This is a genomic window from Neobacillus vireti (assembly GCF_036962345.1).
Classification (GTDB): domain Bacteria; phylum Bacillota; class Bacilli; order Bacillales; family Cytobacillaceae; genus Neobacillus; species Neobacillus vireti_A.
This window is the reverse complement of the sequence record NZ_JBALNB010000019.1, coordinates 276,046-289,891: the sequence shown is the minus strand read 5'-3', so window position 1 is coordinate 289,891 and position 13,846 is coordinate 276,046. Positions and strand designations below refer to the sequence as shown.

Below are 13,846 nucleotides of genomic sequence, written 5' to 3'. Positions count from 1 at the left end.
AATGCCGCCATTTGGCGGGGAACAACAAGGGACGGCGCCGTTTGGCGGTGGCCAGCAGCAAGGCGGGGCACCCTCTACACCACCACCTTCGTACACGCCGCAAGAACAAGCCTCTGCATTCGCTGTTGATCCAGGAGCAATTAGAGGCTGCCTTTACCGCTTTACCTATGTTTGGCTAAATAGTGGCAGCAGTTTCTGGTTCTACCCAACGTATGTTGGAAGAGACTCAGTGGCTGGATATCGCTGGAGAAATTTCCGCTGGGTATATTATGGAACAGACTTAAGGAGAATTCGCTCATTTAGATGCTCGTGAATTTTAATACGCGGGTTTGAACCAAATGGTTCAGCCCGGTTTTTTCGTACAAAAAAATTGATATAATTATTGTAAAAATAATAAAGGATGAGGATTATGGCCAAGGTGAAGACAAATGCCATCCGGATACTTGACGCAAAAAAGATAGCCTATGAGGTGCTTACATACGATAATCAAGATGGGAAAATAGATGGTGTTTCTGTTGCCGCAAAGATTGGCAGAGATCCCCGTGAAGTCTATAAGACGCTTGTCGCGCAAGGAACTAGTAAAAGTATCTATGTTTATGTGATACCAGTAGAGGCGGAATTAGACCTAAAGAAGGCTGCAAAGGCAGCTGGTGAAAAGAACGTGGAGATGATTCCTGTTAAGGATATCTTAAAATGGACAGGCTACATCCGCGGCGGCTGCTCACCGATTGGGATGAAGAAGGAATATAAGACGTTTTTAGATAAAAGCTGTCTGGAACTCGATCATATGGTTGTCAGTGCTGGGAAAATAGGTGTTCAAATTGTAATCGAGCCCAAATGGTTAGCGAATCTGACAAAGGCAGAAAGTGCTGATATTAGAAAATAAAGTAATAGGCATTCACCTATAAACTCAGAATGCATAAGATAGAGTGAAATGAAAAGCGGAAGTGCATTGAACAGGGAAAAGGGCAGTTCACTTTTTCCTAGGAAAATAAGCAGTTCATTTTCCCTAGGAAAAAAGGCAGTTCATTTTTTCCCTCTAGGCGCTGCAAGCTGGACAAATGAACTTTGCTTTTGTCACGAAAAGGAGAGTGGGTAGAGTGGCAGGAAAGATACTAAATTATTTTGCGGGCGGTAATACAGCTAGGGGATTCCATAGCCTATATGATTCAAACCTCCAAGGACTTGAACGGGTTTATATTTTAAAAGGTGGTCCTGGTACAGGCAAATCCTCGCTGATGAAAAGGATTGGTAATGAATGGGTCGAAAAAGGATATGATATCGAGTTCTTACATTGCTCGTCAGATAACAACTCGATTGATGGAGTAATCATTCGCGCTTTAAAAGTAGGGATTGTGGATGGAACTGCTCCGCATGTTATAGAACCAAAAACCCCTGGTGCTGTAGAACAATATATTAATCTAGGTGAGGCATGGGATGCGAAGGCACTTGCTGTTGAGAAGAAAAACATACAACGTTTAACAAACCGTATTAGTGCTTCATTTAGCCTAGCGTATTCGACCTTTAAACAGGCTTTGGATGTTCATGATGACTGGGAGAAAATTTATATTGAAAATATGGATTTTGAAAAAGCAGATCAGTTGACCAATAAGTTAATTCAGTCCTTTTTTGGCAAGTTAAAAATAAATAAGCAATCCGATATCCGCCATCGATTCTTAGGTGCAGCAACACCAAAAGGTGCCGTTGATTTCGTTCCGAATTTAACCGAGGGGATCGAAAAGCGTTACTTTATTAAAGGGCGCCCTGGTTCTGGTAAATCAACCATGCTGAAAAAGCTGGCGGCGGCGGCAGAGGCGAAAGGAATCGATGCAGAGGTTTATCACTGTGGATTCGATCCTAACAGCTTGGATATGGTTATATATAGAGAGCTAGGCATTGCCATTTTTGACAGTACGGCTCCGCACGAGTATTTCCCAAGCCGTGCCGGGGATGAAATTATCGATATGTATGAACATTTGATTACACCCGGAACAGATGAAATCTATGAAGATAAAATCAAACCAATTGCTGAAAGCTACAAAGGGAAAATGAAGGAAGCAATCTCGTATTTAGCGAGAGCGAAAGAACTTCATGACGAACTTGAAGCTATCTATGTTCCAGCGATGGATTTTACCGTTGTCGAGCACATTCAATCAAGAATTGCAGACGAAATAAGGGCTTTAGAATTAGACTCTATTGTAAGCAATCAATAATATGGAAATCTCCACTAAGACGACTGTCCTACTAGGGACAGTTTTTTTATGTGATACGGTAGAGGTGATTAGGGGAAGATAAACGTATTGTCCTATAATTTTGTATAGAAGGAGCTAGAACTCATGAAAAATAACCAAGATTCAACCAATGACACAATCGAAGCGAATATTGCGATCAATAAACAATTAGAAGATGGAAAGGTTCATGAACCCATACAAGCAGAGTCAGAAGCAGAAAGAGCAAACATAGAGTTACAGAATCAAATCAATAATGATGAAAGTAAAGATTTACGTACCTCCCCTGCAGCCATTTCCACCCCGCAATAGATACAAAAAAAGTCAGGCTCCCTAAATGGAAAGCCAGACTTTTTTGTTTAATGAGGATTGGTTTTGCTTTGTTGCCCTTTATTTCGCTTATTTCCCTTGCTATTGTCTCCACTGACAAATTCACTAGCAAATTCTGCTTCAGCATGTCCTGCTTGCGGAGAATTTTGATTTGAGCTTCCCTTGTTAACCTTTTTTGTCATCGTGTTTTCTCCTTTCTACAATAGGTACAGTTTAGTTTGGCATTTGTGACATTCTTTATTCGTTAAAAAAGGGGATAAATAGAGTGCGGCGAATTTTATAGAAGGGATTCTAGCAAAAAAGCACTCTCCTAATTAACGGAGAATGCTTCTGGAAGCTTATTTCTTTTCAGATAACCATGTAGCCAGGATTTTTGCGTCGGTTTCGTCAACAAGTCCGCCTGGCATCATCCCTTTACCGTTCTGAATGCGATCGAGAATTTCTTTTTTCGATTTTTGGGCGCCGATAGCTGTTAAAGAAGGCCCAGCCTTACCTTCGAGTTTATCACCATGGCAAGAAGCACAGCTATCTTTGTATAAAAGTTCTCCAGCTTCTGCAACAGAATGGGTTCCTTGGGAGTGGACCTCTTCGCTGCTTAAAGGCACCTCATCAATGAGCGCAGAATAAGGGACAAATTGAATTTCATGTGGTACACCCTCTGCTGGGATTTCAGTAATTAATTCGCCTGTCTCCGTGTCCCAAATTTGAACACCAGAAACGGCTTCACCGCCAAGCTTGTAAGGATAACGCTTATCCATTCCGTGATTTAATGTCCAGAGTTCCTTACCATCTGGGCTGATTCCGGTATGAGCAGGTATGGTTGTCCCACTTGATTCCCATAGTTTTTCGTACGTTTTCGTATCAAGCTTGAATATCTTGTTGCCACCAGTTGTAACATAAGCAAATTTGCCATCGGGGCTAAGGGATATGTGGATTGGACCGCCTTCAAAGGAAATACGTTTTGTAATCTCGAGTGTGGCAACATCAATGATCACCGCTTCCTTTTTACCTCCAACCGCTACCCATACCGATTTACCGTCTGGAGTAATATTAACACCATGGAGACTGCCGCCTACAGGTATATCTTTCACAATTTTATTATTTTTCCAATCTAGGACAGCAACCTTATCTTCCTTGTCAATACTGATAAATAAATAAGGAGAGTCAATGGCATTTCCATCCCAGTACATAGAAGGAGAAATATAGTCTGTCCCTTCACCTGTAGGAATATCTGCTATTTTCTTGTGTGAATGAACATCTACAACGGAAACCGTACCACCGTATTGGTTTGCAACATAAAGATATTTATCATCTGGGGAAAGTGCTGAGTGATGGCCTCCCTTGCCTACGGGTACTCTCCATAATTCTTTGAAGGTAACAGGGTCAAGTGCAATGGCGTAGGAAGTATCTTCATATTCAAACCAATCAACCGTAAACATTGTTTTAAAATCCTTTGTAAAGGTCACAGCATGCGTGTCGTGAAGATTGGGATACATTTGTTGCGTTCTTTCATTTTTGGGACCTTTGATATCAATGGCTGTCAGCATTTTATGGTATTTTGCGTCAATAACCCATATTTTATTGCTAGAGCCTCCGCCTACATAAGCTAGACTTTCACTGCCGAGCTTGCCGCCAGCTAATTTTTCATCAAAACTAATTTCGGTGGTTTTAGGTGAAGATGCTTTCTCTGCTGGTACTGCCTCTTCCTTTTGGGCACAGCCGCTGATCAAAAGGGCAGAGAGAACAGCGGTAGCAATGCCGGCTGTTGTGATTGTTTTTCGTTTTACCATGGTGCTTTCCTCCAATTATATTAATGAGTAAAGAATACAGAGGACATGTATAGATGATATGAAGAAATAGAGTCTATTTTATGACAGTTGAATATAAAAAGGAGAGGTGCTGGATGAAAGAAATAGGGGTTCTTACGAAATTATATGAACAGAACCGGAATGAAGAAAATGCTGGTCCGATGAAAAAGTATATGAAGGACCACTTCCCATTCTTAGGAATTAAATCGCCGTTACGAAAAGAGCTTGAGAGGCAGTTTTTCAAAGAAACTGAGATTTTAAAGAGGCCATTTAGTGAAGATTTCGTGGCAGGACTTTGGGAAAAGGAGGAAAGAGAATATCACTATACCGCCATTACATATATGGGTAAATTCATAAAGAAATTGCCTAAAGACATCATACCTTTTATAGAAAGGTTAATTGTCAACAAATCCTGGTGGGATAGTGTGGATTCAATTGCCCCTTTGGTGGGAGAGCTGGCAAGGATATATCCTGAGATTGTAGAAGAAAGTATTAACGGTTGGTCGACAGAGGATAACCTTTGGCTGCGGAGAGCGGCGATCCTTTTTCAATTAAAATATAAGGGGCAGACAAACGAAGCACTTTTATATGACTATATTGGTAAGAACGCTGATAGTAAGGAATTCTTTATTCAAAAAGCAATAGGCTGGGCGTTGAGAGAATACTCTAAAACAAACCCGGCGTCTGTTAAGGAATTTATCGAAGGACACCTTCTGGCTCCATTAAGCGTAAGAGAAGGCAGTAAGTATCTTTCGTGAGCAAAATGGTGTGGAGTCGTGTTAGAATGGCAGTAACTTAAAAGGAAATTAGGTGGGCAGCATGATTAAGTGTATTGCAACAGATATGGATGGTACGTTATTAAATTCGGTTCAGCAGATTAGTTTGGAAAACAAAGAGGCAATTTTAAAAGCTCAGGCACAGGGGATTGAAGTGATTGTTGCTACCGGAAGATCCTATCAGGAAGCTCGGTATGTATTGGATGAAGCGGGGCTGACATGTCCTGTTATTGGTGTTAATGGTGCAGAGGTCCGCTCAAAAGAAGGTGAAGTGTTATCTGCCATTCCGATTGATAAACAGGTGGCAAAAAGAGTGGCAGACAAGCTTGAAGAGCGTGATATCTATTTTGAAGTGTATACAAACAAAGGAACATATAGCATCGATCTTGAAAAAGCAGTCTCAATTCTGGTTGATATCGTTGTCAGTGTCAATCCAGATGTTAATCAGGAGGATGTGGTTTATGCTGCAGGGGCCAGAGTGAGGGATGGTTTAGTACATCCGATTGAAAGCTATGATCTTCTTTTTACAAAAGAGGAGATTCAAATTTATAAATTTCTAGCATTCTCCTTTGACTCCGAGTGGCTTGAATCCGTTACACCGGAGCTTCATGAGTTAGGCGAGCTTAGTATTTCCAGCTCTGGACATGAAAACCTTGAAATTACCAATAAAAATGCGCAAAAGGGAATTGCTCTAGAAGCCTTTGTGAAAGCAAAGGGAATTGAGTTAGCAGAGACCATGGCAATGGGTGATAGTTTTAATGACGTATCAATGCTGGAGAGAGTCGGCAGAGCTGTTGCAATGGGGAATGCAGCCTATGAAATTAAATCACTTTGTGATGCGATTACTGCAACCAATGATGAACATGGAGTAGCTAAAGCGATATTGGAAGTTTTATAGGAAGACTGATTTCGTAATGATGGTTGTTAAAATCTTAAAGCCGATTTTAACGTGGCAATAGTTATTTTGCCCCTTTGAATAGTTCGCAAGCCCTTTTCTTATTAAATTTTTAGCTGTTTTCTACGTAAGCAAAGTACAATCATTAATTTATTGTTACAAAAAGCAACGAAGTTTAAGAAAAGGGCCTAAAGGAAAGGGAGAGATAAATGGTCAAAGTTTGTTCCATTTTCGTAACGATGCTTCTTTTAATTTCGGGTTGTTCTCTATTTGAAAAAGAAAATACGCCGCCAAAAGGCCAGCATGAGGACGAAGCGATTGTCCTGCAGCCAGGGATGGAAGTAATTGCAGAAAGTCTTCGTGTTCCTTGGTCGATCAATCAGGTTAACGGGGTCTTTTACCTTAGTGAGCGAACAGGGAATATTGTGAAAATTGAGAATGGAAAAATGGAGCGCCAACAAGTTGAGTTGGAGAAACAGCTTGCGAAAGCTGCGGAAGCTGGACTGCTTGGCTTTGTCCTAGATCCGGGGTTTACTGATAATTCAAAGGCATTTGCATATTATACGTATGAAAATGGGCAGGGCCAGTTTAACCGAGTTGTTACCTTGAGCCTAGCAGGCGGCAAGTGGACGGAGGAAAAAATTCTTCTTGATACAATTCCGAGTGCAGCCTTTCATCATGGCGGCCGTTTGAAGATTGGTCCTGATGGGAAACTCTATGTTACGACAGGCGATGCGACTGCCCCAGAACTTTCGCAGGATCTTGGGTCCTTAAATGGGAAAATTCTTAGAATGAATTTGGATGGAAGTATTCCTGCAGATAATCCATTTGAGAATTCCTATGTCTACAGCTATGGACACCGGAATCCACAGGGGCTCGTCTGGATTGGGGATACGTTATATGCGAGTGAGCACGGTCAATCAGCACATGATGAAATCAATTTGATCAAGCCAGGTGCAAATTATGGATGGCCGGTGATTGAAGGGACAGAAACGAAAGCTGGGATGGAGACACCGATATTTCAATCAGGTGAGGAGACCTGGGCACCATCTGGTTTGGCGGCCCACAATGGAAAGCTGTACGCGGCGACCTTAAGAGGAAATGCAGTCAGAGAGTTTGATTTACAAAGCCGGACAACAAATCCTGTCATTACTGGACTAGGGAGAATACGCGATGTCTATGTAGATGGAGAATACCTCTATTTTGTCAGTAACAACACAGACGGCAGGGGAAATCCTGACGAGAAGGATGATAGACTTTATAAAGTGTTGTTGCGGTGACAATTGCTGCGGTGACAGGCACCAAATATACAAAAAAAACGCTGTTATGCAGCGTTTTTTGTATACACCATTTATGCAAAATGGACTGCATAATTAGCGGATTTTGCATAAATGGTGACAGGCACCCTTAAAGTATCTCTATTTTCAAGGAGTTAACCTGTGAGACGAGGAGTTCTTCGTATTGTTTTTGGGCTTGGAAGTAGATTTCTTGTTGGCCCATTTTTGGGTTTTCTTTTTTTACTTTTTCAACGATGTCTTGCTGCACTTTTTGAGATAGGACGATTAGCTGATATTGCTGCTCTTCGATTTTCCAAAACTTCTCTTCTCCGTACTCGTTGATCATCGCCTTAGCTGATTCAAATTGGTTGTATTGATCGCGAACCTTGTTGATTTGTGCTTGGACTTCCGCTTCGCCAGCGGTGTGCCCCTTTTCTTTTGCAAGCATGGCCATGGAGCGGAGGCGGATGATTTGTGTGAGTAATTGATTTTGGTCATCCACCATCTTTTCTTGTGAATCCCAGTAGGACAATGCTTCCTTTAATTGATCACCTGTGTAACGCTTTTGATCGGTTTCACGATTGATGGCAAGCTGAAGATAATTAATAAACTTGTAAAAATCCAAATCTTCGTTGGTAATCCATTCTCCATTAATTGAAGCAACACCTTCTGGTTTTACAATATCCTGCGTGATAACCTCTTCACCCTTTTTCCCATCATTATCCAATGTAAAGATTATTTCATATTTACCAGTCATCGGGAGCTCAACATTACCTGTATAGGTGCCATCCTCTCCTTCAGTCAGGTCTACCTCAGTGGTGCCGTGGTCCATATTGGTCATGGAAAAAACAGCTGAAACATCAAGCCCTGTTACGGCTTTATCGTTTTCTGTTACTTTGATTTCAAAGGGCATTTCCTTATCTGGCTGTTGGTAGATCGGCTTTGTTACTTCAATCGTATATTCAGGGTCGGCACTACAGCCTGCAAGTGCAGCTAAGAATAGCAGTACGGTCAGCCTCATCGCTTTTTTCATGCTTCAATCCCTCCAAGATTATGTGTTTGTAGGAATTCTCCTACAGTGTATTTCTCCATTTTTCCGTTATTTAGATAGGCAACATGTGTACAAACCTGTTTGATTTCATCAAGATGATGGGAGGAAAGAAGGATGGTTTTATCATGAAGCGACTTTAGCACTTCTAAAATTTCCTTACGTCCCATTGGGTCAATCCCGCTTGTCGGTTCATCGAGGATCAAAATGCTTGAATCCTGATAAAGAGTAATCGCTAATCCAAGGCGCTGCAGCATCCCTTTAGAGTACTTTTTTACCTGTACATCGCGGTCATCCCACAAGCTAACCGATTTAAGAACAGATTCTACACGATTTTGGTCAGCGGTCTTTGCGACTGCTTCCGCGAAAAAGGTGATATTCTCAAGGCCAGTCAGCATCGGATACAGCTGAAATTTTTCAGGAAGATAGGCAATCGCCTTCTTCCAATCATGATTCTTCTTCGTCACTTGAACACCATTAATAGCAATTGACCCTTGTTTAACAGGAAGAAGGCCAAGAAGGCTGTTAATAAACGTCGACTTTCCGGCACCATTACGGCCGACCAGCGCGCATATTTCATGTTTGTTAATTTCGATATTGATAGACTCGAGAATTACCTTTTTCCCGAAGGATTGGTTTAGATTGGTTACTGTAATCATTCAAAGCCCTCCTTACGGTGAAACACAATCGCTGTCGAGATGGACGCGATCAGCCAGAATATGAGATTTCCAAGCAGAAAGAATACCGGTTTTGTCCACATAAAGGCTTGAAGCAGCCGGGACATGTGACCAAAGGAATAAACACCCATGCCGGTCTCAAGGAACATCCGAACAGACTGTAATGGATTTAAGAAGTACCCCGCTGAAAATATTTTTACATTTTCATAGGTAACATCCGGTAAAAAGGACAGCAAGATAAAGTCATGTAAGAAGAAAAAGTAAAACCAGACAAAAATCGTGTAGCCAATAATTTGCATTCTCGAACGACTAAAGCTGCCAATCGCCGCCCCGATTTGCAGAAACACAAGTGACATGATTACGATTGCCAATATAAACGTAATATAGGCCTTCATATCAAGTTGAAAATTAAACTTTAGAAATAATAAATAGAGAAAAAACCAAGCTAATATCGGAACAAGAACGATGGTATACAGCCCGAGACTTTTTCTCAGCAAAAAGCTGGTATAACTATCTTTCTTTGTTAATAACATGATCAGCGTCTTTTGTTCTTTTTCCTGAAAGATAGAAAAGGCGCCGATGAACAAGCAAAGGATCGGAATAAAATAAATAATCGTATCAAACAAATTCAGTAAGAGGACATAAAAGCCTTTATCAAATGAAAGGGCAGTGGAACGAAACAAGATACTGACTGAAATGAGAACAATGATACTTAAGGCGAGCCATAATCCTTTTCCCCTTATATTTTCTTTCCATTCCTTCCAAATGTAATGCATAGTATTTGTCTCCCTTTTAGTAAGTCTCTTTTCTCAACATTGTAACTATTTGAATATCATTATGATGGTTTAGATTATCCTCATTGAATTATGTGATAATTAATGAGAAAAGAGCATGCAAACTCAACAACGTCGCTAAAATACTATTTCCACGTTAAAATCGGCTTTAGGATTTTAACAATAAATTACGATAACATGCCCTCATTAAAATCAGCACCGCGGCCAGCCCTAAGGCTAAGTAAAGTATGATATTCTGTTTGCCTTTTGCGGCAGCCAGCGGATGCGGGTCATTGAACATGACTTTTTCGTCCACCAATACTGCATTCATTTTTTCATAGATAGCAAGTGCTGGACTTTTTAAAAATAAATAGGATAGTTCTTGGTCTTCCATTAGTTGATAGAGTGATGAGCGGTAGGTGATTGGAAAGTCTCCAATCCCATCCTGGTTCAAGTCCGTGAGCGGGAAAGAAACTCCCCAGTCATTTCCTTTACCGTGCTCACTCCAGAAATTTGTTTCACTGGTTCCTCCTATTGTCACAGCTGGAATAGTGTTTTCTGTGATTAGGTTTTCCGTAAAAATCTGATTATTGGAACTGGCCCAAAGCTCAATCCCGATCTGATTTTGTGAAATTTTATTGCCTTTAAGGGTATTTCTTGTTGCTTGATCAATGTAAATACCGCGTTGGTTCATGTAAAATGTATTGTTAATTATTTGGTTATCATTTGCCTGAAGCAGCAATAATCCAAATGATTGGTTTCCATAGTTGACGATAAATTGATTATCCTTTAGCAGCAAGCGGTTCGAATTCATGACCGCAGCGCCGCCCGTATTCATCGTAAAGGTATTCTCCTTAAATATGTTCTCATCGGAATACATGTAATGCAGACCGTACCGTGTATCACTAATATTATTTTGATAGCTTTCATTGTTGTTCGCATAGTCAAAGAACATGCCATCACGAGTACCCTCAATGGTGTTATGAGCTAAGATGTTCCTGTTAGAATAATAGACATGAATACCATTACCCTGTGCAGCAATTTCTCCTTTGCCCATTCCAGTTATATCAACATGTGTAATTTTATTATCATGTGCCTGGCTTAAATAGATTCCGTGATAGGAATCAGTAATATTGATGTGTTCTAACACATTGCCGTCTGTATGAATTTTAATCCCTGCATACTCCTCAGCAGAGTTGCGATCCATGCTGCTGTTGGAAACGTTCAGTTTACGAAGGGTCACGTTTGGTGCCTTAATGGCGATAACGCTGCCCGTACCGTCGCCCTTAATGACGGTTTTGTTCGAGCCAATGATGGTAAGGGATTTATTGATGACAATATTCCCTTCATATGTTTTATCTTCAAGCTTCAAAACTGCTCCTTCTTCCAAGCTGTCGATCATGGCTTGCAAGTTTTCGGCAGCACTATTTTCCTCAGGGTTCATGATAAATGTGATAGAGAAAATGAATAGAAAGAGCAGTAACTTTTTCATCTTTTTCGATCCTTCCATAACGGAATCAATAATAAAATAAAGGCTGCAATCAAGAAATAGGTACCGTATCCAAGAATACTTTCAGTAACAAAGTTGGCAACTGTATTATGCCCTAAAATCGGCGGTACAAATGGGTCGATTTTGATAGGAGCCATTGGATCTAAATTGGTCCCGAACTTTTTAAGGGCCCGGCTGAGGTCATACACTCCGAGAATACCGAGAATCCCAAATAGACCAATAACACTATAAAGTATTACCTTTTTTCGAAGGATAGCGGTTATAAGCGTAATAACGGCTAAACCAATCATAATATAGATAAGATAGTTCAATTCAGGGAAATTCTCTTCACTGAAGTTTTCCATGCCAATATAGTGATTCAATCCGTTTACAATATCAATTTCGCCTTCAAGCTTGTTTGGAAAAACAATAATATTTAAACCTTCCGGGTATTGTGGAGCATAGAAGACCATTTTCCAATAAGGAAAAAAAACAGAAGCAACAATTAAGACCGCTGCCAGCGCAATCAGTAAGGAAGAAAGTAGCGATAATTTTTTGCCTTTCATGTAAAACAAGTCCTTTCTAAACGGAGAAGGGTACCAATTGAATCAATTGATACCCATCAACGTTTTTGTCTATCTGCAGCACCAAGGTGCTGCAGCTTTTCGGATTAATTCTTAGGCTTTACAAGGAAGTAGCCGGTCATTTCTTGGTGTAATGCAGAACAGAAGTTAGTACAATAAAGCGGGAATGTACCTGCTTTATCCGCAGTAAATTCTATTGTGTTTGTTTGGCCAGGCTGAACTTCGATGTTCAGGTTATAGCTGTTGATGGCAAATCCGTGGGTAATATCCTCATCAAAATCCGTATTCGTTAAGTGGATAAAGACCTTATCTCCTTGATTGACTTCAATCACATCAGGACGTTTTGCTTTCGCGTCAAAGATAAATTTCGAACGCATGGCGATGCCATATACATGAACTTCGTTTCCATTACGTTCAATTCTCGCCTGATCCTGCTTATAAGTTGCAAGCTTATTACTTTCATCCTTCGGATATACTTCAATCGTTTTAATCTTATCGGCTTTAATAATTTGAGCGTAGTGCGGCTCTGGGTTAACTGGTGAAGATTGAATCACCTTCATTTTGCCGCTAATATCAATCAATTGCATAGACTCAGGATGTGATGGTCCAACTGATAAATAGCTGTCTTTTGCAATTTTGTTCAAGGCAATCAGCCATTTTCCATCAGGTGAAACTGTATCACCTTCAGCGGCTACAGAATGTCCTGGTGAATATTGAACAGGTACACGGTCTAATGTTTCACCTGTTTTTGGATCCCATTTTACGATTTCTGAAGAAATGAACATGGTTGTGTAAGCCATGCCTTTATCATCAAATTGAGTGTGAAGCGGTCCTAACGCGTTTTCAGGGTTTACTTCTTTTTCCATAACAGATTCATATTTTAAGATTGGAATACCGTTACGTTCGCCAGAGAAATCTTGGTTTTTAACAGCTTCAAATGCTTTTTCAAAAGAGAATACAGTCATCGAAGGTGCAAGTTTACCTGAAGCAATAAAGTGTTTTCCATCAGGTGTTACGTCTACGCCATGTGGTGATTTCGCAACCGGTACAAGGTAAATGCCGCCTTTATGCTTTTCAGGGAAAATCATTTTTTGTCCAGTTACTTCATCATATTGTCCGTCTGCGACCATTTTCTCAAGCTCTTTCCAGTTAAAAAGAACAATGTAGTCACGGTCAGCTTGTGAAGCATTAATTTCTAGATTCGTTGTTGCTTCTTCTGTGTTGTAAGTAGTCATAACTGCCCAATCCGCAGAGCCTTTCTTACCAGCGTCTGATAAGTCGTATGACCATGGCGGCAGAGCCACTTGGTAAGCGATATTCAATTTGTCCTTGTCTTGATCAAACGTTACGGCTGACATGACACCGCGGTACTGCTCGCTGTAATCATCTAAAGACTTGTATTCAGAGCCGATTGGAACGGCAAAGCGTGTCGGCAGGAACATATACTCAGTATTTTGTGTAACGAACGCCGCACAGTGCGGGCCGCTTGTATTCGGAACATTAATGATGTCCTTTACCGTGAACGTTTCTAAATCCATGGCGGCTGCACGGCTGTTTCCTACGTCCGTTGCAAACATATACTTACCGTCATAATCACCATTTGTTTCTGAGAATGCCGGGTGATGAAGATCTCCCCATGTATAGTCACCCATCAATTTTTTGGTATGCTCGTCAAATCCGTATCCTGTTGCAGAGTCTGGTGAGAAAACTGGTACCGTACGAATATGCCGCATGGATGGAACACCATAGATAAACATCTGACCAGAGTGGCCGCCTGACGCGAATAAGTAGTAATCGTCTTTTTCACCGAAAGGAACATAAACCTTCTCAGCGTCACTTTTGTTGCTGCTAGAAGCAACTTGAGTGTTCGTACTCTTTGAAAAATCAGCAAATGTAATCGTTGCTGCTACAAAGCCTGCTAGTAAACCAGAGGCAATTGGAACCCATTTCTTCATTTATTA

At 40.9% G+C, this 13,846-nt stretch carries 14 protein-coding genes and 1 pseudogene; 7 read left to right on the top strand and 8 right to left on the bottom strand.

What is annotated here, in order from left to right:
- The 4 genes and pseudogenes from V7108_RS23320 to V7108_RS23305 all read left to right on the top strand — a co-directional run.
- Positions 1-313: pseudogene (locus tag V7108_RS23320) on the top strand (hypothetical protein); the annotation flags it as partial.
- 96 nt (positions 314-409) lie between these two features.
- Entirely contained in the window at positions 410-886 is a 477-nt protein-coding gene (gene ybaK / locus V7108_RS23315; RefSeq protein WP_335569597.1) for a Cys-tRNA(Pro) deacylase, read from the top strand.
- 214 nt (positions 887-1,100) lie between these two features.
- The gene (locus tag V7108_RS23310) at positions 1,101-2,213 is read left to right on the top strand and encodes a PRK06851 family protein (protein WP_335508771.1); all 1,113 of its coding nucleotides are present in this window, start codon (positions 1,101-1,103) and stop codon (positions 2,211-2,213) included.
- Between the two features lie 123 nt (positions 2,214-2,336).
- Positions 2,337-2,540: a hypothetical protein gene (locus V7108_RS23305; RefSeq protein ID WP_335508773.1), complete on the top strand. Its 204-nt coding sequence runs from the start codon at positions 2,337-2,339 to the stop codon at positions 2,538-2,540.
- 47 nt (positions 2,541-2,587) lie between these two features.
- On the opposite strand, the gene V7108_RS23300 is transcribed toward V7108_RS23305, so the two are convergent.
- Positions 2,588-2,740, bottom strand: coding sequence for a hypothetical protein (locus tag V7108_RS23300; RefSeq protein ID WP_335508775.1), 153 nt, complete (start codon positions 2,738-2,740; stop codon positions 2,588-2,590).
- Positions 2,741-2,896: 156 nt separating this feature from the next.
- Entirely contained in the window at positions 2,897-4,348 is a 1,452-nt protein-coding gene (locus V7108_RS23295; RefSeq protein WP_335569596.1) for a c-type cytochrome, read from the bottom strand.
- Positions 4,349-4,461: 113 nt separating this feature from the next.
- Between V7108_RS23295 and V7108_RS23290 the strand changes: the two genes are divergently transcribed.
- The 3 genes from V7108_RS23290 (at position 4,462) to V7108_RS23280 (ending at position 7,317) form a co-directional block, all read left to right on the top strand.
- Positions 4,462-5,124 carry a DNA alkylation repair protein gene (locus V7108_RS23290; protein WP_335508778.1) on the top strand — a complete coding sequence of 221 codons (663 nt, stop codon included), beginning with the start codon at positions 4,462-4,464 and terminating at the stop codon, positions 5,122-5,124.
- Between the two features lie 61 nt (positions 5,125-5,185).
- Complete coding sequence (locus V7108_RS23285) at positions 5,186-6,040, top strand: HAD family hydrolase (protein ID WP_335508780.1); 855 nt, start codon at positions 5,186-5,188, stop codon at positions 6,038-6,040.
- A 206-nt stretch (positions 6,041-6,246) separates the two neighbouring features.
- Positions 6,247-7,317: a PQQ-dependent sugar dehydrogenase gene (locus V7108_RS23280; protein WP_335569595.1), complete on the top strand. Its 1,071-nt coding sequence runs from the start codon at positions 6,247-6,249 to the stop codon at positions 7,315-7,317.
- A 127-nt stretch (positions 7,318-7,444) separates the two neighbouring features.
- On the opposite strand, the gene V7108_RS23275 is transcribed toward V7108_RS23280, so the two are convergent.
- From V7108_RS23275 to nosZ, 6 genes are all read right to left on the bottom strand, one after another.
- Positions 7,445-8,347, bottom strand: a complete 903-nt coding sequence (locus V7108_RS23275; RefSeq protein WP_335569594.1) for a FixH family protein — start codon at positions 8,345-8,347, stop codon at positions 7,445-7,447.
- Positions 8,344-9,021, bottom strand: a complete 678-nt coding sequence (locus V7108_RS23270) for an ABC transporter ATP-binding protein (protein WP_335569593.1) — start codon at positions 9,019-9,021, stop codon at positions 8,344-8,346. The genes V7108_RS23275 and V7108_RS23270 overlap by 4 nt, the downstream gene beginning before the upstream one ends.
- Positions 9,018-9,815: an ABC transporter permease gene (locus tag V7108_RS23265; protein ID WP_335508787.1), complete on the bottom strand. Its 798-nt coding sequence runs from the start codon at positions 9,813-9,815 to the stop codon at positions 9,018-9,020. The genes V7108_RS23270 and V7108_RS23265 overlap by 4 nt, the downstream gene beginning before the upstream one ends.
- A gap of 166 nt (positions 9,816-9,981) precedes the next feature.
- Entirely contained in the window at positions 9,982-11,304 is a 1,323-nt protein-coding gene (gene nosD, locus V7108_RS23260; protein WP_335569592.1) for a nitrous oxide reductase family maturation protein NosD, read from the bottom strand.
- Positions 11,301-11,867, bottom strand: a complete 567-nt coding sequence (locus V7108_RS23255; protein ID WP_335508792.1) for a hypothetical protein — start codon at positions 11,865-11,867, stop codon at positions 11,301-11,303. Before V7108_RS23255 ends, nosD begins: the two co-directional genes overlap by 4 nt.
- 104 nt (positions 11,868-11,971) lie before the next feature.
- Positions 11,972-13,840, bottom strand: a complete 1,869-nt coding sequence (gene nosZ, locus V7108_RS23250) for a Sec-dependent nitrous-oxide reductase (RefSeq protein ID WP_335569591.1) — start codon at positions 13,838-13,840, stop codon at positions 11,972-11,974.
- Positions 13,841-13,846 lie beyond the last annotated feature (6 nt).